Here is a 25595-nt window from a genome sequence, read left to right on the forward strand (position 1 = left end):
AAGGGTTGGCCTCTTTGTTTTTCGGTACGCTTAGCCTCCTTGCAGCAGTTGCTCGAGTACCTCAGGGTCATAGACCAGATCCGGTTCCATCAGCACCAGCAACAGCAGTTGTTCAAACTCCACGGCAAAGCGGTCGACGATAAGGTCGGGATCCGGCACCCGCTTCTTGTCGGTGATGAGGCCAAGTTGCACCTTGTTGTCATAGGAGAGGATGGAGACACCGACACCTATGTCACCCGCCTGGGGCACCCAGAACAGGGGCTGGCGCAGACGGGCACCGGCCAGATAGAGGGTCTGCTGGGGACCGGGCACATTGGTGATGACGGCGCTGGCCTTGGCCGAGAGAATATCGATGGTCTGCTGTTGCAAGGCCTTGGGGGCCATGCCCATTACCTCCAGCAGGTTCAGCACCACGGCTGGTTGCAGGGAGGACTTGAGCGCCTGCATCCGCTCTCGCACCGCATGCAGCCGTTGCAGCGGGTGTTCGATATCCAGAGGCAAGTCCAGGGCCACCAGCCCGAACCGGTTGCCAAGGGCACCGTTGTCGTCGGGGGCGCGCATGTTGACCGGCACCAGGGCCCGTATTGCGACGCCATCGGCGTCATCCCCTTTCTCAATCAGATAGTGGCGAAGCGCTCCTGCTGTGGCGGCAATCAGCAGATCGTTGACCGAACAGCCGAGCACCCGTCCTACCGCCTTCACATCCGGTAGCGGTATCTGTTCAGACCAGGCCACCCGCTTGGTGCTGCCAGTCTCCCCTTTCAGCCGTGTCCTGGCATCGTCGGAGAGGGTGGCGATGGTGTAGAGCTCGGCGGTCACATCCCGGCTTATCTTGAGGTAGTCCATCGCCTTGGTGGGATGGGTCAGTACTTCGACATACTTGGACCAGAGGGTGCCGGTCAGCTTGAGACCGGCTCGCAGCAGGCGACTGCCCTGATGAGCGTCGTGGTCGTCATCATGGTCGCTGGCCAGGGGCTCGGGTTGCGGGCGCGGCGCGGACACCGGGCTCTCATCCATCATGGTGAGCAGAGCGCGCACCAGGGAGAATCCATCTCCCATGGCATGATGAAAGCGAACCACCAGCGCCTGACCACCGAGGGAGGTATCCACCAGGTGCATCTCCCACAGGGGGCGCTGATGGTTGAGCGGGGTGGAGGCAAAGTCGGCCACCAGCCGCTCCAGCTCGGCCTTGCCAGCTTTGCCCGGCAGGATCACCCGCTTGAGGTGCAAATCGAGATCGAAATCGGGATCGTCACGCCAGTAGTACTCACCCCCCTCCAGGCTGGCCTTTTGGTGAAATCTGGGCTGTACCCGTATGGTGTACTCGAGACTGGTACGCAGCTGGGCCTCGTCGAGCAGACCGTCAAACATCAGCACACCGACGATTTGCATCAAATTGTTGGGTCTGTCCATCCGCAGCCAGGCGGTATCGACACAGGAGATAAGTTCACACGGTGACATGGTTTTTCCCTACCATTTCGCTTATTTGTCCGCCATCTTCCCATGAAGACTGCAATATCGATGGCGAACAAACAGGAGTCGTATATGTTGGTGCCAATACGCTTCGATTAATTATTTCTGCCTGGGCAGAATGAAACGTGGCGACGTGAACATGACATCGTAAAAAAATAATTGTTCCGCTCGTCTTGCCTCTGGTCTATTTGTTATTCGGAGGTCGTCATGTCGTTCAGTTAATATACAGGCGTGCTGTCTGACATCTATTTTCGGCGACAGACAGACAGAGCGAGTGTTGATGTTCCTGTGCGGCTTATCCCTGGCTGGGGCAAGGCAGGCGGTTATCGACATATTCGAGGATCTCCTGCTCCAGCACGCTGCGTACCGGCAGCAGCATCAGGCCGAGGCGCACCTCCAGTTGCAGGTTTGTATCGGTCAGGCAGAGAAAGCCATTGACCCCGGCACCGCGAAACAGCAACCGGGTCTCTTCCTCATCTTCCCATTCACAGTCGAGTTGGTACTCCTCGCTCATGTCTTGTGCAATGGCTTCGGCGGCGAGCCGCACACCGGCCAGCCCCAGGGGGTGCTGGCGATTGACCTGGATGGTCGACAGGCTGCTGCCGACAAGGGGATCGTATAGGAACATGCTAACTCTCTGAGCGATGACAACATTTATTGATATTAAACACATGAATCAAACAAGTGAAAGCCATTTGCAACATAATTGGGACTCACTTAACAAAGCCGCTTGAGCAAGGGCATCACGCATTTATCCCCTGCCCGCCCGCGAGTTACACTCAAGGAGAAGCATGTATCGGCGCGGTAGTGCACGCTACTATCCGCCTCACTATCCACTTATCATGTGCCCTGTTTTTATCCGTTCGCCAAGCCATTCGTTGCAGGTCACCAGAGAGCTGAATATGACCCAAGAGACACGCCTATCCGATGACCCGCAGTCCGAAGACGAGAGCACTCTGGGGCGGCTCTATCGTCAGCTCAATCGGGTCGCCTCCCTGCGCGAGCAGATGCGTAACCACCCGGAAGATCAGCAAGACAGAGACAGATTGCGTCAATGGCAGGCAGATCGCTTGGGGCGTACCCACAGGGATCTGCTGGAGAGCGAACGCTACGGCCCGGCCGCCGAATTTTTCCTGACGGATCTCTATGGCCCCGGGGATTGTGCCCGGCGCGATGCGGACGTGATGCGCGTCATGCCGACCGCCGAGCGATTGCTGCCGGAATCGGGCCTCAAGGTGCTGGCCCAGGCGATTGAGCTTGACGCTCTCTCCGAGGAGCTCGACTACCTGATGGTGGTGGCGCTGCGTCGCAGTGGCGCCATAGGCCGGTTGACGGCAGCGGCGTATGCCCTCGCCTATCGGGAAGTGGGTGAACCCGAGCGACGCGCCCATCAGATAACCCTGGTCACAGAGCTGGGAATGACGCTTGACAGGTTGGCCCGCAAGCCTTTCCTCGGCACCACCCTCAAACTTGTCTCTGGGCCGGCTCATCTGGCGGGGCTTGGCGAGCTTTTCTCTTTTGTCGAGCGCGGCTATCGGGTCTGCCATCAGATGGGGCGGGCCAACGAGTTTCTGGAAACCATCGCCAGCCGGGAAACAGCCATCATGGAAGCGCTGTTTGACGGGGATGCCAGCGTGCTGGCCTGACTGGCGGCGCATGACGCTCCAATAAGAAGCGGGCCCCTGCGGCCCGCGTCTATTTCTGGTGGGAAAACCTGCGGATCAGATCACCAGCAGATCCATAAAGGCATGGACCGGTATGCTGGCCAGCTGCTTGCCATCCTGGCAGAGGGCGAGAATATCGTGCACCCGTTTGGCCGGGAAGCGTGTCGCCAGATTGTGCTGGAATTTTTCCGCCAGCAGGGGGATCCCCTCCTCCCGCCGGCGACGATGGCCAACCGGATATTCCACCTCCACCTTGGCGCTGTGGCTGCCATCCTTGAAGAAGACCTGGATGGCATTGGCGATGGAGCGCTTGTCTGCCTCCAGGTATTCGCGGCTGTAGCGTTTGTCTTCCTGTACCACCATCTTGGCGCGCAGGGCATCGATACGGGGATCGGCGGCCACGTCATCTTCATAGTCCTCGGCTATCAGGCGCCCGAAGATGAGCGGCACGGCCACCATGTATTGCAGGCAGTGATCCCGATCCGCCGGGTTGTTGAGTGCCCCCACCTTGCTGATGATGCGAATGGCCGATTCATGGGTGGTGAGCTCGATGCGGTCGATCTCGTCGAGCCGACCCTTCACCTCCTCATGCAACTTCATGGCGCACTCGACGGCGGTCTGGGCATGGAACTCGGCCGGATAGGCGATCTTGAACAACACGTTCTCCATCACATAGCTGCCATAGCCCTGATGCAGGGCGAACTGGTTGCCCTTGAACAGCACATCGTAGAAACCCCACTTGGGTGCGCTCAGTACGCCGGGATAGCCCATCTCGCCGCTCATGGTGATGAGTGCCAGTCGCACGGCGCGGGATGTCGCATCCCCAGCCGCCCAGCTCTTGCGCGACCCCGCGTTGGGGGCGTGGCGATAGGTGCGCAGGCTCTGGCCATCGACCCAGGCCTGGGAGATGGCATCGATCACCTGATCGCGATTGCCCCCCAGCATATGGGTCACCACGGCGGTACTGGCGACCTTCACCAGCACAACGTGATCCAGGCCAACCCGGTTGAAGGAGTTCTCCAGCGCCAGCACGCCCTGGATCTCGTGAGCCTTGACCATGGCGGTCAGCACATCGGCCATGGTGAGCGGCGCCTTGCCCTCGGCGACACGAGTGCGCGACAACCAGTCGGCGGTAGCCAGAATACCCCCCAGGTTATCGGAAGGATGGCCCCACTCGGCGGCCAGCCAGGTGTCGTTGTAATCGAGCCAGCGAATGATGGCGCCAATGTCCCAGGCCGCCTTGACCGGATCGAGGCAGAGCTGGGTGCCGGGTACCCGGGCACCGTGAGGTACCAGAGTACCGGGGACTATGGGCCCCAGATGCTTGGTGCACTCGGGAAAGCGCAGCGCCAGCAGGCCGCAGCCCAGGGTATCCATCAGGCAGTAGCGGGCGGTATCGAGGGCTGCCTGACTGGTAATGGGGTGGTTGCAGACATAATCGGCAATATCGACCAGCACCTGATCGGGAGAAGGTCTGTGGTTGACGTCGACGTTGGCGGACATCGTGATTTCCTTATCGTTGTTGCAAAGAGACGAAATGACGGGGGGCCGGGCCGACGTAATCGGCGCTCGGGCGAATGATCCTGTTGTGTTCCCGCTGCTCCATCACGTGGGCGCACCAGCCGGTGACCCGTGAGCAGACAAAGATGGGCGTGAACAGCTTGGTCGGGATCCCCATGTAGTGGTAAGCGCTGGCGTGGAAGAAATCGGCATTGGGGAACAAGGCTTTCTCCTCCCACATCACCTTCTCCGCCTCGCAGGAAACGCGATAAAGACGTGAGTCTCCCACCGCCTCGGCCAGCCTGGCCGACCACTCCTTGATGATGACGTTGCGGGGATCCGAGGTGCGATAGACGGCGTGGCCAAAGCCCATGATCTTCTCCTTGGCGATGAGTTTCGCCTGCAGCTCGCGCCGGGCCTGGGCTTCATCCTGCCAGGGCTCGATCATCGCCATGGCGGCCTCGTTGGCACCACCGTGCAGCGGCCCGCGCAGGGTACCGATGGCGGCGGTAATGCAGGAGAACATATCGGAAAGCGTGGAGGCACAGACCCGGGCTGCGAAGGTGGAGGCGTTGAACTCATGCTCCGCATAGAGAATGAGGGAGACATGCATGACGCGGCGCGCCAGCTCGCTCGGGGCTTTCTGGTGCAGCAGGGCCAGGAAGTGGCCACCGATGCACTCCTCGTCGGTGTCGAGCGCAATGCGCAGCCCTTCGTGGCTGAACTTGTACCAATAGAGCAGTATGCCAGGGAAGGCCGCCAGCAGGCGATCGGCCACTTCTTGCTCGTGCTCGAAGCCATCTTCCGGCTCCAGATCGCCGAGCATGGAACAACCAGTGCGCAACACATCCATGGGATGGGCAGTGGCAGGGATGCGCTCAAGCACCTCCAGCAGGGCGGTGGGCAAGGTGCGCAGGCGGCGCAGCTCGCGCTTGTAGTCCACCAGTTGTTGTTCACTGGGCAAGGCTCCCTTGAGCAGCAGATAGGCAACCTCTTCAAACTGGGCGCCCTCTGCCAGCTCCTTGATGTCATAGCCGCGATAGGTGAGCCCGGTACCGCTCTTGCCCACGGTGCAAATGCTGGTTTCCCCCGCGCTCTGACCCCGCAGGCCGGCGCCGCCCAATGGCTTCTGTTGTCCCATAACCTTGCCTCCTAATCCCTGGATGTGAACAGACGATCCAGTGTCTGCTCGTAATGGTGATAGCCGAGGAAGTCATACAGGGCTTCCCGGGTCTGCATTGTGTCCACGACGGCTCTTTGGTGGCCATCCTGGCGAATGTGCTGATAGACGTTGAGCGCGGCCTGATTGGCCGCCCGGCTGGCACTCAGGGGATAGAGCACCATGTCGACCCCATGCTTGGCGAGCGCCTCTTTATCAAACAACTCGGTCTGGCCGAACTCTGTCATGTTGGCGAGGATGGGCACCCCGGCCGCCTGCTTGAAGCGATCATATTGACCGAGCTCGGTCACCGCCTCGGCGAAGATCATGTCTGCTCCGGCGGCCACATAAGCGGCGGCGCGCTCCAGCGCAGAGCCAATCCCCTCCACTGCCAGTGCATCGGTGCGCGCCATGATGACGAACTCCCCGTTCTCACGGGCATCCACCGCCGCCTTGATGCGATCGCACATCTCCTCCTGCGAGACCACCGCCTTGTTGGGCCTGTGGCCACAGCGCTTCTGGGCCACCTGATCTTCCATGTGTACGGCGGCGACACCGGCGCGTTCGAAGGCGCGAATGGTGCGGGCGATATTGAAGGCGCCGCCCCAGCCGGTGTCGATGTCGACCAGCAGCGGCACCTTGGTCGCTGCGGTGATCCTTTCTGCGTCGATCAGCACATCATTGAGGGAGGTCATGCCGAGATCCGGCAGGCCATGGGAGGCATTGGCCACACCGGCACCGGAGAGATAGATAGCCGCAAAGCCGCTACGTTCGGCCATCAGGGCCATGTAGGCATTGATGGTGCCGACGATCTGCAGTGGCCGTTCGTTGGCAAGGGCGGTGCGAAAAAGCAGGCCTGCCGAAGGGGTAAGGCTGGACATCATGACTCCTTTCATTTGTCTGGTCTGACTATCTAATATCACGTTTACGTTAACGTCAATCATACTTTCGTGGCAGAACGGTGCCAGGCAAGACAGGGCGCGGGTTTTAGGGTAAATTTCACCAATTCCTTCAACAGGTTGAATCGTATGTCGGATCCCAATCCCGTGATCGTCTGCCCGGCTTGCGACTTGCTGATCGAACGCAAGTTATTGCCAATGCGACGCCACGCTCACTGTCCTCGTTGCCATCAGCATCTGTATGGACGCTACGCTTTTCGCCCCTCCCAGTTGATGGCCCTGACCATCACAGGTTTTCTGCTGCTGCCCTCCGCCTTCTTCGAACCGCTTATCTACCTGCGTCTGGCCGGGGTGAACTCGGATGCCAACTTGCTCAAGGGCATCCTGGTGCTGATGGTCGAACACGAATTCTGGGTGGCGGGACTGGTGCTCTGGTGCGCCGTGCTGGCACCGGTGGGCCTGCTGCTCGGTATCTTTCTGCTGTCCTGTGGTCTGGCCAAGCGCTGGCACATACTGGCCCCGACCCTGAAAGCGGTGGAGGTGTTTCGTCACTGGGCCATGCTGGAGGTCTACATCGTCAGCCTGCTGGTCGCGCTGTTCAAACTGATCGATATCGCCGATGTGCGCCTGGGAGGCGGCTTGTTGAGTCTGGGTATTCTGATGCTGCTCAACATGACTCTGCTGACCCTGTTTGATCCCGCGCCTTACTGGGAGCGCGTGCCACTGGAGGAGCCGGAACATGACCCAGACCAGCGCCCGTGAGCTGGGGCTCTGCCGCTGTCACAGCTGCGGTTTGCTGGTTCGCCATCAGGCCGGCGCAGTTTGCCCCCGCTGCCACAGCAAGTTGCAGTTGCGCATCCCCCATTCGCTGGCCTGGTCATGGGGCTTGCTGGCACTGGCCACCTTCATGTTGCTGCCCGCCAATCTGCTGCCCATCACCCACTTCTATAACAAGGGATTATTGCAGTCCGATACCATCTTCAGCGGTATCATGATGCTCTATCGCAGCAAGATGTCGGGGATCGCCACCATAGTGCTGACCGCCAGCATCATAGTGCCGGTGGGCAAGATTTTGGGGCTGGGCTGGATCTGCTGGCAGTTGCAGCGCACCAAGCCGGTGCGGCGCAAGCGTCAGCTCATCATGTATCGCATCATCGATTTTATCGGCCGCTGGTCCATGCTGGATTTGTTTGTCATCTCGCTGATGGTGGCGTTGGTTGATCGCGGCGTGCTGCTCAATGTGCGGGCGGGCCCCGGCGCCACGGCGTTTGCCTGCGTAGTGGTGCTGACCATGATGTCGGCCAGGATGCTGGATACCCGGCTGCTGTGGGACAAAGCGGCCCGCTGATACCCCTTGGATAATCTCCCTTTCTGTTTTGGACAAGGTGACTTGTTGATGACTTGTTTGTATCTGAAGTGCTGTTCACATCAGCCAATTAAGGAGTCGGTATGATCGGGGCTGAACCCGTCATTGAGAAGCGTCGCTGGTTATCGCCAGTCTGGTTGTTGCCCTTCATTGCCCTCTTGCTGGCGGTCGGGTTCATCTACCAGCAGTTTGCGAGCAGTGGACAACTTATTCGCATCAATTTTGCCCAGGGCAATGGCATTCTGCCAGGCAAGACCCAGCTGCGCTATCAGGGGGTGGCCATAGGGGTGGTGCAGGATCTGGAGCTGGCTGAAGATGGCCACAAGATAGCGGTACTGGCCAAGATAGACAGCCGAGCCCGTTCGCTGATCCGCAAAGGCTCTGACTTCTGGCTGGTGAGCCCCAAGGCATCGCTGACCGAAATTTCCGGCCTCGATACCCTGGTCTCCGGCAACTACATCAACCTGCAGCCCGGCCGGGACAACAATCCGCTGGAAGAGGAGTTTGATGCACTGGACGGCCCTCCCCCGGGTTATCAGGCTCAAGGGCGCATGTTGCACCTGACTGCTGACTCGCTGGGGTCGGTCGGGATTGGCGCCAGGCTTTATTTCCGTGGTATCGAGGTGGGCAGCGTCATCAATACCCGCTTGGGCCAGGACAACCAGAACGTGATCCTGGATCTGGTGATCGAGCCGAGCTTCGAGCATCTCGTCAAGGCTGACACCCGTTTCTGGAACATCAGCGGCATCAAGGGGTCCTTCAGTCTGGCCGGCGTCAGTGTGGAGGCGGGCAGCCTCACCTCCATCCTCAGCGGCGGCATAGCATTTGACTCTCCCAAAGCATCGCCAGAGCCACAAAAGGGGCAGACCTTCACCCTCTACAAGGGACTGGCCGAGGCCGCCCGTGGTGAACGGATCGACATAGCCGCGGGGGATCTGCCCATCAAGGAGGGAATGCCCATCCTCTATGAGGGGATCGAGATTGGCCGTATTGACCCCATTCGCCTGACCGACAAGGGCCGGATTGTGACGGCTTTGATCAACCCGGAACAAGCATTTCGGATCACCGGCGAAAGCCGGCTGGTCTGGGAGACAGTTTCCCTCGGCGCCAGTGGTCTCAAGCACGCTGATCGCCTGCTGGCAGGGCCTGCCATTCGCCTCGACTATGTGGCGGGGGAAAGGGTCAAAGCCATCACCTTGAGCGGCCAGGATCAGGTCAGCGGCACCCGACTCACACTGTTGGCCGATGATCTGGCGGGCCTCAATGAAGGGGCTCCGCTCTGGTACAAGGGGTTGCAGATTGGTCAGATAAACCAGCTGAGCCTGGATGCAAACGGCAATGCCAGCGTCGCTCTGGTGGTCAATACGCAATATCAGCACTTGCTGAAACGGGCCCGTTTCTATCGGGCGTCACCACTGCAGATCGATGCCGATCTTAGCGGTATCAAGGTGGAAACCAGCCCGGCCAGCGCCTGGATTGGCGGCGGTATCAAGCTGGTGCAGGCCGTCACCGGTGAGCGCATCAACCGCCTCTACCCGAGCCAGGAGCTGGCATTGCTCGGTACTCGTGATGCCAAGCCTCAGCGCTGGTTGCTCAAGGCAGAGCAGGCAGATGGTATCGGCATCGGCTCACCCGTGCTCTATCTGGGACTTGAGGCGGGCAAGGTCAAGCAACTGCGCGCAGCCAAAGAAGGGGTGGAGATCGAGCTGGAGATTGACGGCGTTTATGCCCCCCTGCTCTCCCGGCAGCCGCAGTTCTGGAAAAAACCCGCCCTGGATACCCGGGTGCGCGTCGATGGCGTACACGTCAAGGTGGGCAATCTTGCTACCCTGCTGCGCGGTGCCATCGAGTTTGACCGGCTGGGAACCGGCCGTAGCAGCCATCAACTGTTTGATAGCAAAGAGCAGGCACGGGCGAAAGTGCGCGCCCTATCCCTGGTGGCCGACAACAATCCGGGTCTGGGGGTCGGCAGCCCGATCCGCTATCGTGGTGTCGACATCGGCAAGATTGAGCAAATCGAGCTGGAGCCATCGCTGGGTCAGGTGATCTTCAAGGCCGAGCTGGATGGTCAGTATGCGGAGCGCTTTATGCAATCCGGTGCCCGCTTTACCCTGGTACAAGCCAAGCTGGGATTGGGCGGCATAGCTCACCTCGATACCCTGATCAAGGGAGCCTTCGTGGAGGCTCAGCCAGGCCAGGGGGCCGGCAAGGACCGTTTTCCCTTGAGTCAGACGGGCCCGGTTGGGCTGGCCTTGACCCTCAAGAGCCCGTCGGTCAGCGGCTTGAGTGTTGGTAGCCCCTTGCTGTTTCGCAAACTGGTGGTGGGCAGCGTCACAGGCGTGGCGTTGGCACGCGATGGCAGCGAAGTGTTGATCGATGTGAGCGTGGATCAGGAATATGCCCACCTGGTTCGGGTCAACACCCGCTTCTGGAACGTCTCCGGCGTCAAGGCCGACATAGGTTTGACCGGGGGCACCATCGAAGTGGAAACCGTGCAGAGCTTGCTGGCGGGCGGTATTGCCTTCAATACCCCAGAGCGGGAGATGGGGCCGACCGTCAAGGCGGGCCATCGTTACCCCTTGCATGGCAAGGCAGAGAAAGAGTGGCTGGAGTGGAGCCCTCGCATTCTGCCCTGATCGTCTCTTTCCTATCACACCAGCCCGGCCATGACGCCGGGCTTTTTTATGTTGCCGGTCGGCACTGTTAAGAAAATTCCTAGCCTTGTGATAGGATATCGCCCCTTATTTTGGGTCAACGAGACGGCGCCGTGCACGACAATACCTATCTTCCCGATCACTTCTTGCACCACATTGCGGCCATCATGCCGGCTCATCTCTCCATGGATGAATTCGTAGCCAGTTGTCGGCGGCCGCTGCGGCGCAGCATCCGGGTGAACACGCTGAAGATATCTGTCTCCGATTTTGTGATGCAGATGCAGCCACTTGGCTGGCAACTCGATGCCGTTCCCTGGTGCGAGACCGGTTTCTGGTTGACCCGGGCCGATGAGTCCGTGCCCCTTGGCAATACGGCAGAGCACCTGAGCGGCCTCTTCTATATTCAGGAAGCGAGCTCTATGTTGCCGGTGACGGCGCTATTTGCCAGCGATCAGATCAAGCGAGATGGCATGCTGCTGGATGCGGCGGCCGCCCCTGGTTCCAAGACCACCCAGATAGCAGCGCTGATGAACAATCAGGGCATGCTGGTTGCCAATGAATATTCCAGCAGTCGGCTCAAGGTGCTGAGTGCCAACATCCAGCGCTGCGGCGTCACCAATGTGGGCATGACTCACTTCGATGCCAAGGTGTTTGGCCAGTGGTTGCCGGAGACCTTCGATGCCATCTTGCTCGATGCCCCCTGCTCCGGAGAAGGGACGGTGCGCAAAGATGAAGATGCCTTGCGCAACTGGAGTATCGAGAGCATCGACGAGATTGCTGCTGTGCAGCAAGGGTTGTTGGAGAGCGCGTTTCACGCCCTCAAACCCGGCGGTGTGCTGGTCTACTCCACTTGCACCTTGAGCGAGCAAGAGAATCAGGCGGTCTGTCAGTCTCTGCTGGACAAGTTCGGCGATGCCCTGACCCTTGACTCGCTGGCCGACCTGTTCCCCAATGCGGAGCAGGCCTGTACGCCCGAAGGATATCTGCACGTTTGGCCCCAGATCTTCGACAGTGAAGGCTTTTTCGTCGCCAGAATACGCAAGCATCACTCAGTGCCCAACACCATGTTCAAGCCGGGCAAACTCGGCAAGTTTCCCTTCTCGCCACTGCCAGCCAAAGAGGCTGAGCCCATGTTGCGCGAGATTGAAGCCAATTTTGGTGTGGTACCCCAAGGTCAGCTGTTTGGTCGCAATGACGAGATCTGGCTCTTCCCTCACCTGTTTGGGCAGGTGCAGGGCAAGCTGCGTTTCGATCGCATCGGCATCAAGCTGGCGGAGACCTTCAAGAAGGGCTACCGTCTTACCCATGAGTGGGCGCTGGCCTATGGTGACAAGGCGACACAAGGGGTTGTCGAACTCGACAGTGCCAATGCGCGAGAATTCATGATGGGGCGGGACGTCTGGCCCGAGCAGGAGGCTGGCACTGGCGAGGTGATCGTTCGTTATCAGGGGCACACCCTGGGCATGGGGAAGTGGGTCGGTAGCCGGGTCAAGAATGCCCTGCCCCGTGAGCTGGTGCGCGACAACAATCTGTTCGGTGCATAAACTCCGCGCCTGATCGAGTCTGGAAAACCCACACTTCGGTTGAACTTTTATTCGGATCTTGAAAAGCCTTGAGCCTTGTCTAAGCTTAAGGCTATCCGAACACCAGTTAGCGCACGGCTCTGCAAGGAGCCAATTCCCCTATGCCAGGTACAAGGAATTCGTACCTGGCTTTTTTTATGTCCGGACGTTCTGTTTTCTGCCTTTCACTCAAGCACATCCGCCATCTCTTTCTCAACCTGGGGCTGGGATGACAGCTCATGCTGATAGAGCAGATCGATCGCCTGCTCGATGAGCGAAGCCTGACTGTCTTCAAGGTGCATCCCCAATTCCTGTAACCGCTCGGCGTGGCGATTGCTTATCCAGCACTGCAACCGGCTATGGGTTTCCTGCTTGCGTTTCACATGCTGGCGCTGTCGTTCGGCATTGTTGTGTGGGGCAGCCGCTTGGGGCTCATTCACGTTTATTTCCTGGCTCATATGACCTTGCAATGTTCTGCTTTAACGTTTGTTATCTCTAACCTGTGGCGCATTGTTGCCTGAACAAGAAAGCTCTCACCTCCCATCAGGCACTTTGGCAAAGCGCGATAAATATATCATCAGATCAACAAGATACAATTTAACATAAAAAATGCAGTGACGCGGAGTGTCACAACAAGCCATCCAGAGCGTGATCGGAGAACTTGTGGGCGTCGTCGAAATACTCCTGCAGGGTACGCATGTCCTTGTGGCGAGTCACCTCTATGATCTTGTTCATGGGCTTGCCGGCGGTGACGGCCGAGGTGATGAATCCCCGCCGCAGGCTGTGGCCACTGACATGGAGATCATCGATGGCCTGGCCGGTGCGCCGCTTGATCATCAGGTTTATCCCCTGGGGGCCGAGGGGGTCCGACATAAGCTGACCCCAGCGGTTCATGCGACGAAACAGCGCACCTTCGCCGATCCGGCTTTTTTTAAGCCAGGTGTGCAGCGCCGAGACGGGGCAATACTGCTTGCCGGGTATGAGCGCTATCTCGGTTTCATGGAGCTGATGTTTGCTCGGCTTGAGTCGAAGCCTGATCCCCTGCCCCACAAAAGCGAGATCGCTGACCTCGATTCTGGCCGCCTCCGAGCGGCGCAAGGCACCACTGAACATCAGCAGCAGCAGGGTATGATCCCGTAAACCGGCCAGGTTGGAGGTGTCGATTTCATCGAGTACCCTGGCCAGCGGTTGCAGGGTCAGCGCCCCCGTCTTGCGCTTGCGGTTATCACCAAGACGCACTATGCCACGCATCATCTCCTTGATTTCGGCATGCTCGGTCGGCATGGGATGAATGCCTTTCTGCTTGAAGGCGTAGCGGATCCCGGCCAGTCGCCTGACCAGGGTCGCAGGCTTACGTGGTTCACCGTTGCGCAGCTCCCCTTTCCCTTCCTCTTTATCCAGCCACACCCAGTCCGCCAATATGCCATCGGCCTGATCCGCCAGAAAATTCATGATGTCGTGATGAGTGGTTTGCAGCGGGTCAAGCCCGTGGAGCTGGCACCAGAATACGAAAATACGGGTATCGGCCTGATAGGCATTGAGAGTGGAATCCGCTTTGGCACTGCGCAAGAAGCGTCTCGCCCGACTATTGAGCTGAGGATCGAACACAGTCTGCAATGACTGATAAACAGGGGGTGAAACGGTTGGGTAAGCCACGTAAGTCTATGATTCAATGCGGAGTTTGGGAGGATCTTACAGGATCCTTCATATACATCAAGTATCGATAATGAATATTATCGATACTTATAGAACCGCTAATTAAACCCCCTGAACCTCGATGTCCACCTGCAGCAACATCATCTGCAATTGGCAAGTTTTCAACGACGTCATCGCGCTGACATTCAATGAACCGTGAGAGATAACAAGTGGCATGAACAGTGATAACGAGGGGAAGTTTGTGCGGATGATTTTAAATAAAGAGGCCCCTTTATCCGGGGCCTAGTCGTTTATTTTTTTGCCAACTTGAACAGTTCAAAGAAGTTTCGGCTGGTCACCTCTGCCAACTCGCTCAGCGGCATCTGACGAAGGTCGGCAATAACCTGGGCAACATCTCGCACAAAGGCAGGTTCATTCTCCCTCCCCCTATGAGGCACAGGGGCGAGATAAGGAGAGTCTGTTTCAACCAACAAGCGTTCAAGCGGCAACGCCTTGACCACGGCTTGCAGCGCGGATGCATTCTTGAAGGTCGCTATGCCGGAAATGGAAATATAAAAACCCATCTCCATCGCGGCCTGGGCCATCTCCAGGGATTCGGTGAAACAGTGCAACACACCGCCCACCTGGTCCGCCCCCTCTTCACGCATGATCTGCAGGGTATCTTGCTGGGCATCACGGGTGTGAATGATCAGCGGCTTGTTCAAGGCACGAGCGACCCGGATGTGTTCGCGGAAGGAGGCTTGCTGCACCTCCTTGTTCTCCGGCGAATAGAAATAGTCGAGACCGGTTTCCCCGATGGCCACCACTCTTTCATCGCTGGCCTGCGCCAGCAACAGCTCGGCATCGACACCGGGTTCCTGATTGAGCGGATGCACACCACAGGAAGCAAACACCTGGGGATAAGGGGCGATCGCCGCCAGCATGGTCGGGAACTGTGCCTGAGTCACGCTCACACAAAGAAAGTATCCCACGTCCTGCTGCGCAGCCTTGGCCAGCACGTCGGCCATGTCGGTCTGCTTGCTGCCATAGCTGAGGCGATCGAGGTGGCAATGGGAATCAACGAGTAACATAAAGAACCTTTGCGTCTTGTCAGATTTATAACCAGCGGCTGAGCCAGTTCATCAGATGAATGGTGGAATTGGAGAGCTGGCCAGGTTGGCAGGCGGCCTTGAGCGCCACGAGCTGCTGCTCCGCCTCCAGCAACTTTTCGCTGGAGTTGCCCTCGGCCAGCTGCTGGCTGAGGGCCGCCAGATCCGGCATCGCCAACTGATGATGACTACAGCCGGCCTGAGTCTTGAGTGCATCGCACAAAAACAGCTGCAACCAGTGCAGCCTGACCTGAGTTTCATCCGCCAGCTGGCTGCAGACATGGGTGGCCCGAGTCGGGGTCAGTGACAGGGAGATGAAACTCTCCAGCAACTCCCGGCGTTTGCCATCCTGCTGCTCTTCGATGTAACGCAGCACCCGCAGTGGAGCCCCCTGGCAGATCCGCACCTGAGCCAATGTGGCCTGGTGACCCTGTTCGGCCAGCCAGCGCACCGTCTCCCCTTCCGTCGGCAACTGGCAGACGTGCTTGTGACAGCGGCTCAGGATAGTGGGCAACAGACGGGAAACCTGGGAGGCAATCAGCAGCAAGAGACTATCGCCGGCCGGCTCTTCCAATGTCTTCAGCAAGGCGTTGGCAGCGGACTCCGTCATGCGCTCCGCATCCGGGATGATCACCACCTTGCCCCGACCAAGCTGGGCCGAGTTCTGCAAGCGAGCGCAGATCTCGCGAATGGCTTCGACCCCTATGGTCTTGCTGTCGATTGTAACGGTACCAAGATCCGGGTGATGTCCCTTGTCAAACAGCTGGCACGAGTGGCACTGGCCACAGGGCTCTCCGCGATCCGGCTGCTGGCAGAGGTGCAAGCGCGCCAATCGTTCTGCAAGCTGTTCCTTGCCAAGGCAGGGATCGCCGAGCAGCAACCAGGCATGGCCCAGCCGACCAGCCTGGGCCGTCTGACTCAGGGCATGCCAATCCGGGATCAGCCAGGGATACATACGTGCTCGTTCGACAGGTAGTGACCCAGTGCGACCTCGATGGCGGCTTTGACCTGATCCGGAGTTTGTCCGGCATCGATCACCCGGATGGAATCATCCTTGGCGGCCAGTTCGAGATAACGGCTGCGAGTGCGCTCGAAGAAGCTGAGCTGCTCCAGTTCGATCCTGTCCAGCTCGCCACGATGACGGGCCCGCTGCAAACCAAGGGCAGGATCGATATCGAGATAGAGGGTGAGATCCGGTTTGAAGTCACCGAGCACCGCCTGCTTGATGGCGCCGATGAGCCCCGCATCGATGCCACGCCCGCCGCCCTGATAGGCCTGGGAGGAGAGATCGTGGCGATCCCCCACCACCCAGCGCCCCTCAGCCAGAGCCGGCTTGATCCGGGTCTCGACCAGCTGCACCCGGGAGGCATACATCAGCAACAGCTCGGCTTCGATGGTAAGGCGCTCGTCGTGCACCTCCTTGACGATGGCGCGCATCCGCTCGGCCAGCGGGGTTCCCCCAGGCTCACGGGTGCATTCGATCTGGTCGATGCCGTGGCGTTGCAGATAATCGGTAACATAACGTACCGCGGAGCTCTTCCCTGCCCCTTCCAGTCCTTCAATCACGATAAATTTAGACATTAGGGTTTCTTCAATATGTATTCGCGAACCGCCCGATTGTGTTCATCGAGGGTCTTGGAGAAATAGTGGGCACCGCCCCCTTTGGCGACGAAATAGAGATAGTCGGTCGACTTGGGGTTGAGGGCCGCTTCGATGGAAGCCTTGCCGGGCATGGCGATGGGCGTAGGCGGCAGGCCATCGATCACATAGGTGTTGTACGGATTCACGTCCGTCAAATCGCTGCGGCGGATATTGCCATCGTAACGATCCTTGACCCCGTAGATGACGGTAGGATCTGTCTGCAGCTTCATGCCTAGACGCAAGCGGTTGACGAACACGGAGGCGATCTGCGCCCGCTCGTCCGGCTGGCCCGTCTCTTTTTCGATAATCGAAGCCATGATCAGCGCTTCATAAGGGGTCTTGTAGGGCAGATTGGCCTGGCGCTTGTCCCAGCTCTGTTGCAGGAAGGCTTTCATGTCCTGATAAGCGCGACGCAGTATGGAGATGTCGCTGGCATGGGTGGTATAGGCGTAAGTCTCCGGCAGGAACCAGCCCTCCAGTTTGCCATTGTCGATACCAAGCTCGTGAGCCAGGTCGGCTTCAGATTGCTCCACGGTCAGCCGCTCCAGATAGGGCGCGCCGGAGAGCTGCTTCAGCCAGTCCTCAAAGCGGGAGCCCTCGACGAAGGTGAGGCTGAAGTGAAACTCCTTGCCCGATGCAAACAGAGAAAGGGTCTCTTTAAGTGGCGCCCCTTCCTTGATCTCGTAGGTACCGGATTTGATGGCAACCAGCTCGGGGTGACCACGCAGCCAAAGCCGCACGGCCCAGGGACTGGTTTCCCCCTCCCCCAGCTCGGCGATCAGGCGCGCAGCATGGGCCCCTTTCTCGACGGTAAAGAGGCGGGTCGGCCCCTTGTTGGTGAGCGTCTCCACCTGCTGCCACTTGTGATATACATAGCCCCCGGCCACGGCAACTGTCAGCGCCGCGCCCGCGAGCAGGGTGTAAAGCCGATTAAACTTCAATGACCAAACGCTCCTGTAAACGGCGGATCAATACCGGGCTCGGATACTGAGTATCCCCAATGCCGGTCACCGGCACTATGCCCATCAGGGTATTGGTCAGCCATACCTCTTCGGCCTGCCACAGTGACTCCAGCGGAGCCTCCACGACACGCAGTTCAATACTCATCTGTTTTAGCATCGCCATCACATGGCGCCGCATGATGCCATCAATACCGCAGTGGGAAAGATCCGGTGTAAACACCGTCTTGCCACGGCGCCAAAACAGATTGGCACTGACACCTTCTACCAGAAATCCCCGACTGTTCAAGACTATACCTTCGACTCCCGAACGCGTCGCAAGTTCGCTTTTCAGCAAGACCTGTTCCAGCCGGTTCAGGGTCTTGAGTCCCGCCAGCATAGGGGCATCGCCGAGCCGTTGCTGGCAAACCAGCAGTGGAATGCCGTTTTGCTGCCACCCCTGATAATGGCTCGGGTAATCGGCAAGGGAGACGATACGGGTTGGCGCCTCGCAGGCACTGCCGTCATAACCGCGCCCGCCCGTTCCCCGGGTCAGCATCACCTTGGCGACAGCCTGCGTCTGGCCAGCAGCCAATTGCGCCACCTCCCGGGTCAAGGTTGACCAGTCCATCCCGGTAAATCCGAGTCTGGCGCTGGCCTGCTGCAGCCGTGCCAGATGGGCAGGCCACCAGACAACCTGACCGTTTCTGACCAGCATGGTGGTGAAATGACCATCCCCATAGGCCAGCCCACGATCCCTGGCGGACACAGCATCTGTCTGCATTCCATTGATAAGCAAAAGGATCCCTCCGATAAAAAAGGCCCGATACCGGCAGTATCGGGCCCGAGTCATCCGCCCTGGGGCGAATTATACGCGTTTGAAGATCAGTGAGCCATTGGTGCCGCCAAAACCGAACGAGTTGGACAAGGCATACTCAAAGTGACCAGGTTTGGCTACGTGGGGCACCAGATCCAGATCGCACTCGTCATCCGGATTGTCCAGATTGATGGTGGGTGGTGCCACCTGATCACGCAGCGCCAGCACTGTGATGATGGCTTCGATAGCACCCGCCGCCCCCAGCAAATGGCCGGTCATGGACTTGGTGGAGCTGATCATCAGGGCGCTGGCATGCTCGCCGAACACCTGCTTCATGCCGCGCAGCTCGGCCACATCACCCAAGGGGGTAGAGGTACCGTGGGCGTTGATGTAGCCGATCTGCTCGGGAACGATACCGGCATCCTTGATGGCATTTTTCATGGCGCGCGCGCCACCGCTGCCGTCAGAGGGAGGTGCCGTCATATGATAAGCATCGCCACTCATGCCAAAGCCAACCAGCTCGGCATAGATCTTTGCGCCACGGGCCTTGGCGTGTTCATACTCTTCCAGTACCAGCACACCGGCGCCATCACCCAGCACAAAACCGTCGCGATCCTTGTCCCACGGGCGACTCGCCTTCTGGGGCTCGTCGTTGCGGGTAGAGAGTGCCTTGGCCGCAGCAAAACCGCCCATTCCCATGGGGGTAGAAGCCTTTTCGGTACCGCCGGCTACCATCACGTCCGCATCACCGTAGGCGATCATGCGGCCAGCCATGCCGATGGCATGGGTGCCTGTGGTACAAGCAGTAGTCACCGCTATGTTGGGGCCTTGCAGTCCCTTCATGATGGAGAGATGACCGGACACCATATTGATGATGGTGGACGGCACAAAGAAAGGGCTCAGTTTGCGCGGGCCACCGTTGATCAGGCTGGTATGGTTCTGTTCGATAAGACCCAGACCGCCGATACCGGAACCTATGGCCACGCCGACCCGCTCTGCATTGTCTTCATTGACAACCAGACCCGCATCATCGAGCGCCTGGATCCCCGCCGCCACACCGTACTGGATGAAGAGATCCATCTTGCGGGCTTCTTTGCGGTTGATACCGTACTGTTCGGGATCAAACTCTTTGACCTGGCCTGCGAAACGGGTCGCAAACTCACTGGCATCAAAATGTTCGATAGGAGAAATGCCGCTCTGCCCGTTGAGCAGGGCTTGCCAGCTGGATTCGGCAGTGTTGCCCACCGGGGAAAGCATCCCCAAGCCGGTCACCACGACTCTGCGTTTTGACACTGAGGTAGTCTCCGAGAGGTATTTTGAAAGGGAGTAAACATAAAAGAAGCGGCCCTTGGGCCGCTTCTTTCAGAACAGGAACTTATTCCTGATTAGCGGTGATGTAATCGATAGCCGCTTGAACAGTAGTGATCTTTTCGGCTTCTTCATCAGGAATTTCGGTATCGAATTCTTCTTCCAGCGCCATTACCAGTTCAACGGTATCCAAAGAGTCAGCGCCCAGGTCGTCGACGAAGGAGGCAGCGTTCTTGACGTCTTCCTCTTTAACACCCAGTTGTTCGATGATGATTTTCTTTACGCGTTCTTCGATGTTGCTCATGACCTGAATTTTCCTTTAAAAATACGCTATTGCGTCTGGTTGGGGTAGTTTATTCAATTAACGTCAGTTTGCAAGTAGCTTGCCTCTGGTCAAACCACGAAATTCGCCAAACTTCGGCGTACTATCGCAAATTTGAACAGATCTCACGACAAATTGATTACACCATGTACATCCCGCCGTTAACATGCAGGGTTTCGCCAGTGATATAGGCGGCATCATCAGACGCCAAGAATACCACAGCTGCGGCAATTTCTTTTGGATCACCCAAACGGGCTGCTGGCACCTGATTCATGATGCCGGCACGTTGTTCGTCATTCAGTGCCCGGGTCATGTCGGTCTCGATAAAACCGGGCGCAACCGCATTCACTGTAATGCCACGGGATGCCACTTCCCGAGCCAACGATTTGGTAAAGCCAACCAGACCCGCCTTGGCGGCTGCATAGTTGACCTGGCCTGCATTGCCCATGGTTCCGACTACGGAGCCGATGCTGATAATCCGGCCATGACGCTTCTTCATCATGGCGCGCAATACTGGCTTGCTCAGACGATAGAGGGAAGTCAGGTTGGTGTCGATGATTTCATTCCACTCGTCATCTTTCATACGCATCAACAGGTTGTCGCGGGTAATGCCGGCATTGTTGATCAGGATATCGATGTCGCCGAAACGTGCCTTGATGGCCGCGAAAACAGTCTCGATGGATTCAGGACTCGTCACGTTCAGTGCCATGCCACAACCCTGCTCACCCAGATAGGCGCTGATAGCCTCTGCGCCGCTGTCGCTGGTCGCTGTGCCGACGACTTTTGCGCCACGGGCCGCAAATGTCTCGGCAATCGCACGGCCGATACCACGACTGGCACCGGTCACCAACACAACCTTATTGGTAAAACTCATTATCTGCTCCTGTTTACTTGGACTGGGCCAGCGCCAGCTCGAAAGAGGCTACATCGTTGGCATGGATACCTTCCACGCGCTTGTCGATGCGCTTGGCCAGCCCGGTCAATACCTTGCCCGGCCCCATCTCGATCCCGAGGGTGACACCTTCATTGGCCATCCGCTCCACCGTCTCGGTCCAACGGACCGGACTGAACAGCTGACGCACCAGCGCTTGCTTGATGGCGGCCGGATCCTGTTCGCAGGATACGTCGACATTATTGATGACTGCGATGGTTGGAACCTTGATCTCGATCCCGTCCAGCGCAGCCGCCAGTTTTTCTGCGGCAGGTTTCATCAGTGCACAGTGGGATGGCACCGAGACCGGCAGCGGCAATGCACGCTTGGCGCCAGACTCTTTCATCAGTACGTTGGCGCGCTCAACAGCTTCCTTGTGACCGGCGATCACCACCTGGCCCGGGGAGTTGAAGTTGACCGGAGAGACCACCTGACCTTGCGCCGCTTTTTCGCAGTTGGCGGCGATGGCTTCGTTATCCAGACCTATGATGGCCGCCATGGCACCGGTCCCTTCCGGTACGGCTTCCTGCATGGCCAAACCACGCAGTTCAACCAGTTTGACCGCATCGGCGAAATCCAGCGCGCCACTGCACACCAGTGCAGAGTACTCACCCAGACTGTGGCCGGCCATCATGGCGGGGGTGGCCCCACCCTGCTGTTGCCACAGACGCCACAGGGCGACGGATGCCGTCAGCAACGCTGGCTGGGTACGCCAGGTTTTGTTCAGATCTTCAACCGGACCATCCATGACCAAGGCAAACAGGTCATAACCCAGCACCTGGCTCGCCTCGGCGAAGGTTTCCTTGATCACTGCGTGTTGCTCGGCCAGCTCGGCCAGCATGCCAACGGCTTGGGAGCCTTGTCCCGGGAAGGCAATGGCAAATTGGGTCATCATTGATTCCTTTAAGGTAAGACAAAACGAAATCGGTCACGGGATGATGCCTTGGCGCCATCCCGCTGAAGATCAGAGGCGGATCAGCGCCGAACCCCAGGCGAAACCACCGCCGAAGGCCTCCAGCAGTACCAGCTGGCCCGGTTTGATCCGGCCGTCACGCACCCCTTCATCGAAGGCAATGGGCACGGAGGCAGCAGAGGTGTTGCCGTGTTTGTCGAGGGTCAGCACCACTTTATCGAGGCTCATGCCGAGCTTCTTGGCGGTCGCGCTGATGATGCGGAAGTTGGCCTGGTGCGGTACCAGCCAGTCGAGTTCGCTCGGCGCTATGCCAGCGGCTGCCAGCGTCTCGGTCACGATCTCGCTCAGCCGCGTCACCGCGACCTTGAACACATCGTTGCCCTTCATATACATGTAGGCTTCGAGCTCGGCGCCCGGCATGCCGCGACGAGGGTGCGGCAGCTTGAGCAGATCGCCATAACGGCCATCTGCATGGAGGTGCGTTGACAGGATCCCAGGCGTCTCGCTTGCGCCAACAATCACAGCCCCTGCCCCGTCACCAAACAGTATGATGGTGCCACGATCTTGCGGGTCACACATGCGGGACAGCACATCTGCACCAACAACCAGCACATGGCGGGCGGCCCCGGACTTGACGAACTGGTCGGCAATGGAGAGCGCATAGGTGAAACCGGCGCAGGCGGCGGCCACGTCAAATGCAGGAATGCCTGGCACACCGAGCAATCCCTGCAGCTCGCAGGCGGCAGCCGGGAAGGCGTTTTCGGCGCTGGTGGTGGCCAGCACTATCATGTCGAGATCGGCAGCGGTCAGACCCGCAGCCTCCAGGGCGCGCAGGGCGGCCTGGTGAGACAGGGTGGCGACAGTTTCGTCGGCACCGGCAATACGGCGTTCACGAATCCCGGTACGTTCCACGATCCACTCATCACTGGTTTCAACCATTTGCTCGAGATCGGCGTTGGTACGCACTGAACTCGGCAGATAACTGCCAGTACCCAGAATTTTGCTATGCATAGAGTTCTTATAGATCCCTGTCGGAAAAGACAGATTCAAGGCGATCTGCTATTTGCAATGGAAGTTGATGCTTGGCCTCTTGTGCGGCCAGCAGGATCGCATTACACAGAGCGTGCCGTTCGGCTCGCCCATGGCTTTTTACCACAATGCCGCGCAATCCTAACAGACTTGCACCGTTATACTGGTCGGGGTTCAGGTAAGAAAAACGTCGTTTGAACATAAATCCGGCGAGTCGGCCAAGAAAACTGCGTTTTTTGCGGGGATATCCGGCCAGCTGGGCCATCATCCGCACTACCCCTTCCGCCGTTTTGAGGGCGACATTGCCAACAAAACCATCGCAGACAATAACATCACACTCGCCGCTGAAGATGCGATCCCCCTCGACAAAGCCAACGAAATTGAGTGCGCTGCACTGACGGAGCAACTCTGCGCTGTGACGCACCAGGTCATTGCCCTTTATCTCCTCCTCCCCCACGTTGAGCAAGGCAACCCGGGGCGACGCAATGCCTTCAACCTTTTCGGCTACCACCGACCCCATCACAGCGAACTGCAACAGGGTGTCGGCATCGCAGCTGACATTGGCGCCGAGATCCAGCATCACGGTACGCTTGCCACTCAAGGTCGGCAACGCCTTGATGAGCGCAGGTCTGTCGACACCGGGCAAGGATTTGAGCACACACTTGGCCATGGCCATCAGGGCACCGGTATTACCGGCACTGACGCAGGCATCAGCCTCACCGGCTTTCACCAGATTGAGCACAACCCGCATGGAGGAGTCTTTCAGAGTTCTCAGCGCCACGATCGGCTTGTCGCCCATGCCAACCACTTGGGATGCATGTACGAAACGAACGCGAGGATGAGTCAGCAAGCCATGTTGCTGCAATAAGGCAGTGGTCTGGTGTTGATCACCAACCAGAATGAGTTTTAGCTGGGGCAAAAGAGACAGTGCCTGCACAACGGCAGGCACTGTTTCCGAGGGGCCAATATCTCCCCCCATTATGTCTAGCGCGACAGTTTGCGTAGACAAAGGCAATCCTTAAGCGATTACCTTTTTACCGCGGTAGAAACCATCGGCAGTCACATGGTGACGACGATGAATTTCACCACTGGTCTGATCAACAGTCAGAGCTGCACTGGTCAGCGCATCGTGTGAACGACGCATGCCACGCTTGGCACGGGTTTTACGGTTCTGTTGTACGGCCATTGTAGGCTAACTCCTAGATTCACTTACGTTTAAGCTCTTCAAGAACTGCAAAGGGATTCGGCCGCTCATCAGCAGGTTCGATATCACCCCAAGTCATGTCCATGTTACCGCGAGGGCACGCATCCATTGGATGCATTGCCACCTGAGGCAACGAGAGGATGAGTTCATCCTCCAGAACTTGATGAAGATCTATCTCGCCGTTTTCGTCCAACTCAATGGGCTCATAAGCTTCCGGCAGTTCTTCCTCGTTTGTTTTTTCAAACAGCGGAGTGTAGATAAAATCAGCTTCACAAAGGTGCTCGAATGTCTCTCCACACCGCTGGCAAACCAGGTCAACCTTGGCATGGGCAGTGCCTTTCATAACGGTCAACTTCTGGACATCTTTGCCAAAGTGCAGTGATACATCAACATCACTCTGCAAGCCTGCGGTTGATTCCTCCAGCCTGGGCATCTGCGACTTTTCCACTATCCCGACATAGTCGAGCAGCTTCAAGGCATTACGGACTGGATCAACCTTAACGGGCAACTTCACCTTTTGCATAGGGCGCGAATATTATAGGTCCAACAACTGATAGTCAAAGGAAAAAGTCCTTACCGCCGATGATTTTAACCATACAAGTCCCTGAGATGCCGGGACTTGTTCTCATCGGTGGCTGATTATGCCATAAACAGCAGGATCCTACACAGGATCCTGTCCGGATATACTGCTCACCCAGAATGACAACCCAAGTGCCATCCACATCATTGCTGGTCCAGCATGGAAACCTCATCGGAGATTTGCCCGGCTCACGGCGTGACGATACCATCGGCATCTGACTGCATCGAATCAGGACATCACAACACAATGCCAACACAGCTTATCCTCGCCTCCACGTCCCGCTATCGCAAAACCCTGTTGGAAAAACTCGGCCTTCCCTTTGCATGTGCAGCGCCCGAGGTGGATGAATCTCCCCTGCTCGGCGAATCTGCCGAGACGCTGGTGGCGCGGCTGGCCTATGCCAAGGCTAATGCCATTGCCAACCAGCGTGATCAGGGATTGATCATAGGGTCCGATCAGGTGTGTGTCTGCGACGGTCAGATCCTGGGCAAGCCGGGCACTGTGGAGAAGGCTGTGGCACAACTGATGGCCGCACGGGGCCGCAGCATCACCTTTTATACCGGCCTGTGCGTACTGGATGCCGCCAGCGGCAAGGCAGAACAGCTGGTGGAGCCCTTCACTGTGCACTTCCGCACTCTGGATGAGACCGCCATTCGCCGCTACGTGGCAGCGGAGATGCCCCTTGATTGCGCGGGCAGTTTCAAATGTGAAGGTATGGGGATAGTGCTGTTCAAGGGGCTGGAGGGGCGCGATCCCAACGCCCTGATCGGCCTGCCCCTGATCGGTCTGATCGAGCTGCTGGAACGCCACGGCCTCGCCCTGCCCTGACGGGAATGGCCTATCCACGACGAGCTAAGCGAACAACGGGAGCCCAGGCTCCCGTTTCGTCAT

Annotated in this window: 26 protein-coding genes; 6 read left to right on the forward strand and 20 right to left on the reverse strand. The window is 58.2% G+C overall.

The annotated features are described in order from the left end of the window. Window positions 1–30: 30 nt before the first annotated feature. Together GWQ27_RS07400 and GWQ27_RS07405 are read right to left on the reverse strand one after the other, a co-directional pair. Window positions 31–1461: a wax ester/triacylglycerol synthase family O-acyltransferase gene (locus tag GWQ27_RS07400; RefSeq protein WP_275907030.1), complete on the reverse strand. Its 1431-nt coding sequence runs from the start codon at window positions 1459–1461 to the stop codon at window positions 31–33. 307 nt (window positions 1462–1768) lie between these two features. After that, the gene (locus GWQ27_RS07405; protein WP_085941456.1) at window positions 1769–2146 is read right to left on the reverse strand and encodes a polyhydroxyalkanoic acid system family protein; all 378 of its coding nucleotides are present in this window, start codon (window positions 2144–2146) and stop codon (window positions 1769–1771) included. Between the two features lie 229 nt (window positions 2147–2375). Here GWQ27_RS07405 and GWQ27_RS07410 point away from each other — a divergent pair, with 229 nt between their 5' ends. Beyond that, window positions 2376–3119: a hypothetical protein gene (locus tag GWQ27_RS07410; protein ID WP_275907031.1), complete on the forward strand. Its 744-nt coding sequence runs from the start codon at window positions 2376–2378 to the stop codon at window positions 3117–3119. A gap of 75 nt (window positions 3120–3194) precedes the next feature. On the opposite strand, the gene GWQ27_RS07415 is transcribed toward GWQ27_RS07410, so the two are convergent. From GWQ27_RS07415 to prpB, 3 genes are read right to left on the reverse strand one after another with little or no spacing between them, the layout of a single operon-like run. After that, on the reverse strand, window positions 3195–4640 hold the full coding sequence (locus GWQ27_RS07415; protein ID WP_275907032.1) for a bifunctional 2-methylcitrate dehydratase/aconitate hydratase: 1446 nt from the start codon (window positions 4638–4640) through the stop codon (window positions 3195–3197). Window positions 4641–4650: 10 nt separating this feature from the next. Beyond that, the gene (prpC, locus tag GWQ27_RS07420) at window positions 4651–5778 is read right to left on the reverse strand and encodes a 2-methylcitrate synthase (protein WP_275907033.1); all 1128 of its coding nucleotides are present in this window, start codon (window positions 5776–5778) and stop codon (window positions 4651–4653) included. 11 nt (window positions 5779–5789) lie between these two features. Beyond that, window positions 5790–6677, reverse strand: coding sequence for a methylisocitrate lyase (gene prpB, locus GWQ27_RS07425; RefSeq protein ID WP_111587859.1), 888 nt, complete (start codon window positions 6675–6677; stop codon window positions 5790–5792). Window positions 6678–6824: 147 nt separating this feature from the next. Between prpB and GWQ27_RS07430 the strand changes: the two genes are divergently transcribed. The 4 genes from GWQ27_RS07430 (at window position 6825) to rsmF (ending at window position 12259) form a co-directional block, all read left to right on the forward strand. After that, window positions 6825–7457: a paraquat-inducible protein A gene (locus GWQ27_RS07430; RefSeq protein ID WP_005311519.1), complete on the forward strand. Its 633-nt coding sequence runs from the start codon at window positions 6825–6827 to the stop codon at window positions 7455–7457. Continuing rightward, entirely contained in the window at window positions 7435–8043 is a 609-nt protein-coding gene (locus GWQ27_RS07435) for a paraquat-inducible protein A (protein WP_005311518.1), read from the forward strand. Before GWQ27_RS07430 ends, GWQ27_RS07435 begins: the two co-directional genes overlap by 23 nt. 101 nt (window positions 8044–8144) lie before the next feature. Further along, window positions 8145–10697 (forward strand): MlaD family protein, encoded by a 2553-nt coding sequence (locus GWQ27_RS07440; protein WP_275907034.1) that lies wholly within the window; start codon window positions 8145–8147, stop codon window positions 10695–10697. A 131-nt stretch (window positions 10698–10828) separates the two neighbouring features. After that, complete coding sequence (rsmF, locus tag GWQ27_RS07445; protein WP_275907035.1) at window positions 10829–12259, forward strand: 16S rRNA (cytosine(1407)-C(5))-methyltransferase RsmF; 1431 nt, start codon at window positions 10829–10831, stop codon at window positions 12257–12259. 203 nt (window positions 12260–12462) lie between these two features. Here the strand turns inward: rsmF and GWQ27_RS07450 are convergent, their stop codons facing one another. From GWQ27_RS07450 to yceD, 15 genes are all read right to left on the reverse strand, one after another. After that, a complete protein-coding gene (locus tag GWQ27_RS07450) occupies window positions 12463–12735 on the reverse strand; it encodes a RepB family protein (RefSeq protein ID WP_005311516.1) in 273 nt (90 codons plus the stop codon). 169 nt (window positions 12736–12904) lie between these two features. Next, the gene (locus GWQ27_RS07455) at window positions 12905–13933 is read right to left on the reverse strand and encodes a site-specific integrase (RefSeq protein ID WP_275907036.1); all 1029 of its coding nucleotides are present in this window, start codon (window positions 13931–13933) and stop codon (window positions 12905–12907) included. A gap of 290 nt (window positions 13934–14223) precedes the next feature. Continuing rightward, entirely contained in the window at window positions 14224–15003 is a 780-nt protein-coding gene (locus GWQ27_RS07460) for a YchF/TatD family DNA exonuclease (RefSeq protein WP_275907037.1), read from the reverse strand. A 25-nt stretch (window positions 15004–15028) separates the two neighbouring features. Then, the gene (gene holB, locus GWQ27_RS07465) at window positions 15029–15976 is read right to left on the reverse strand and encodes a DNA polymerase III subunit delta' (RefSeq protein ID WP_275907038.1); all 948 of its coding nucleotides are present in this window, start codon (window positions 15974–15976) and stop codon (window positions 15029–15031) included. Then, window positions 15961–16602: a dTMP kinase gene (gene tmk, locus GWQ27_RS07470; protein ID WP_275907039.1), complete on the reverse strand. Its 642-nt coding sequence runs from the start codon at window positions 16600–16602 to the stop codon at window positions 15961–15963. Before tmk ends, holB begins: the two co-directional genes overlap by 16 nt. Beyond that, window positions 16602–17603, reverse strand: coding sequence for an endolytic transglycosylase MltG (mltG, locus tag GWQ27_RS07475; protein WP_021138904.1), 1002 nt, complete (start codon window positions 17601–17603; stop codon window positions 16602–16604). The genes tmk and mltG overlap by 1 nt, the downstream gene beginning before the upstream one ends. Beyond that, entirely contained in the window at window positions 17593–18453 is an 861-nt protein-coding gene (gene pabC / locus GWQ27_RS07480; RefSeq protein ID WP_275907040.1) for an aminodeoxychorismate lyase, read from the reverse strand. Before pabC ends, mltG begins: the two co-directional genes overlap by 11 nt. Before the next feature lie 15 nt (window positions 18454–18468). Then, window positions 18469–19710: a beta-ketoacyl-ACP synthase II gene (fabF, locus tag GWQ27_RS07485; RefSeq protein ID WP_219592345.1), complete on the reverse strand. Its 1242-nt coding sequence runs from the start codon at window positions 19708–19710 to the stop codon at window positions 18469–18471. An 82-nt stretch (window positions 19711–19792) separates the two neighbouring features. Next, entirely contained in the window at window positions 19793–20029 is a 237-nt protein-coding gene (gene acpP, locus GWQ27_RS07490) for an acyl carrier protein (RefSeq protein WP_005300909.1), read from the reverse strand. Window positions 20030–20186: 157 nt separating this feature from the next. Further along, window positions 20187–20921 carry a 3-oxoacyl-ACP reductase FabG gene (gene fabG / locus GWQ27_RS07495; RefSeq protein WP_058394355.1) on the reverse strand — a complete coding sequence of 245 codons (735 nt, stop codon included), beginning with the start codon at window positions 20919–20921 and terminating at the stop codon, window positions 20187–20189. Between the two features lie 13 nt (window positions 20922–20934). Beyond that, entirely contained in the window at window positions 20935–21870 is a 936-nt protein-coding gene (fabD, locus tag GWQ27_RS07500; RefSeq protein ID WP_275907088.1) for an ACP S-malonyltransferase, read from the reverse strand. A gap of 72 nt (window positions 21871–21942) precedes the next feature. After that, on the reverse strand, window positions 21943–22902 hold the full coding sequence (locus GWQ27_RS07505; RefSeq protein WP_021138909.1) for a beta-ketoacyl-ACP synthase III: 960 nt from the start codon (window positions 22900–22902) through the stop codon (window positions 21943–21945). A 7-nt stretch (window positions 22903–22909) separates the two neighbouring features. Then, window positions 22910–23929, reverse strand: a complete 1020-nt coding sequence (gene plsX, locus GWQ27_RS07510) for a phosphate acyltransferase PlsX (protein ID WP_011898705.1) — start codon at window positions 23927–23929, stop codon at window positions 22910–22912. A 9-nt stretch (window positions 23930–23938) separates the two neighbouring features. Then, on the reverse strand, window positions 23939–24106 hold the full coding sequence (gene rpmF / locus GWQ27_RS07515) for a 50S ribosomal protein L32 (RefSeq protein ID WP_005311492.1): 168 nt from the start codon (window positions 24104–24106) through the stop codon (window positions 23939–23941). Window positions 24107–24125: 19 nt separating this feature from the next. Next, window positions 24126–24647 carry a 23S rRNA accumulation protein YceD gene (gene yceD / locus GWQ27_RS07520; protein WP_005311491.1) on the reverse strand — a complete coding sequence of 174 codons (522 nt, stop codon included), beginning with the start codon at window positions 24645–24647 and terminating at the stop codon, window positions 24126–24128. 303 nt (window positions 24648–24950) lie between these two features. Between yceD and GWQ27_RS07525 the strand changes: the two genes are divergently transcribed. Next, entirely contained in the window at window positions 24951–25532 is a 582-nt protein-coding gene (locus tag GWQ27_RS07525) for a nucleoside triphosphate pyrophosphatase (protein WP_099993201.1), read from the forward strand. Window positions 25533–25595 lie beyond the last annotated feature (63 nt).

Origin of the sequence: Aeromonas sp. 5HA1, from assembly GCF_029237245.1 — a bacterium.
GTDB classification, from domain to species: Bacteria; Pseudomonadota; Gammaproteobacteria; order Enterobacterales; family Aeromonadaceae; genus Aeromonas; species Aeromonas salmonicida.

Coding starts and splice junctions, on each gene's coding strand:
- fabD (WP_275907088.1), bottom strand. CDS start 21,870: ATGACCCAATTTGCCATTGCCTTCCCGGGACAAGGCTCCCAAGCCGTT.
- GWQ27_RS07410 (WP_275907031.1), top strand. CDS start 2,376: ATGACCCAAGAGACACGCCTATCCGATGACCCGCAGTCCGAAGACGAG.
- prpB (WP_111587859.1), bottom strand. CDS start 6,677: ATGTCCAGCCTTACCCCTTCGGCAGGCCTGCTTTTTCGCACCGCCCTT.
- pabC (WP_275907040.1), bottom strand. CDS start 18,453: ATGACTCGGGCCCGATACTGCCGGTATCGGGCCTTTTTTATCGGAGGG.
- GWQ27_RS07440 (WP_275907034.1), top strand. CDS start 8,145: ATGATCGGGGCTGAACCCGTCATTGAGAAGCGTCGCTGGTTATCGCCA.
- GWQ27_RS07525 (WP_099993201.1), top strand. CDS start 24,951: ATGCCAACACAGCTTATCCTCGCCTCCACGTCCCGCTATCGCAAAACC.
- prpC (WP_275907033.1), bottom strand. CDS start 5,778: ATGGGACAACAGAAGCCATTGGGCGGCGCCGGCCTGCGGGGTCAGAGC.
- tmk (WP_275907039.1), bottom strand. CDS start 16,602: ATGTCTAAATTTATCGTGATTGAAGGACTGGAAGGGGCAGGGAAGAGC.
- GWQ27_RS07505 (WP_021138909.1), bottom strand. CDS start 22,902: ATGCATAGCAAAATTCTGGGTACTGGCAGTTATCTGCCGAGTTCAGTG.
- GWQ27_RS07405 (WP_085941456.1), bottom strand. CDS start 2,146: ATGTGTTTAATATCAATAAATGTTGTCATCGCTCAGAGAGTTAGCATG.
- GWQ27_RS07400 (WP_275907030.1), bottom strand. CDS start 1,461: ATGTCACCGTGTGAACTTATCTCCTGTGTCGATACCGCCTGGCTGCGG.
- holB (WP_275907038.1), bottom strand. CDS start 15,976: ATGTATCCCTGGCTGATCCCGGATTGGCATGCCCTGAGTCAGACGGCC.
- yceD (WP_005311491.1), bottom strand. CDS start 24,647: ATGCAAAAGGTGAAGTTGCCCGTTAAGGTTGATCCAGTCCGTAATGCC.
- GWQ27_RS07435 (WP_005311518.1), top strand. CDS start 7,435: ATGACCCAGACCAGCGCCCGTGAGCTGGGGCTCTGCCGCTGTCACAGC.
- GWQ27_RS07450 (WP_005311516.1), bottom strand. CDS start 12,735: ATGAGCCAGGAAATAAACGTGAATGAGCCCCAAGCGGCTGCCCCACAC.
- fabG (WP_058394355.1), bottom strand. CDS start 20,921: ATGAGTTTTACCAATAAGGTTGTGTTGGTGACCGGTGCCAGTCGTGGT.
- GWQ27_RS07415 (WP_275907032.1), bottom strand. CDS start 4,640: ATGTCCGCCAACGTCGACGTCAACCACAGACCTTCTCCCGATCAGGTG.
- rpmF (WP_005311492.1), bottom strand. CDS start 24,106: ATGGCCGTACAACAGAACCGTAAAACCCGTGCCAAGCGTGGCATGCGT.
- GWQ27_RS07430 (WP_005311519.1), top strand. CDS start 6,825: ATGTCGGATCCCAATCCCGTGATCGTCTGCCCGGCTTGCGACTTGCTG.
- GWQ27_RS07460 (WP_275907037.1), bottom strand. CDS start 15,003: ATGTTACTCGTTGATTCCCATTGCCACCTCGATCGCCTCAGCTATGGC.
- acpP (WP_005300909.1), bottom strand. CDS start 20,029: ATGAGCAACATCGAAGAACGCGTAAAGAAAATCATCATCGAACAACTG.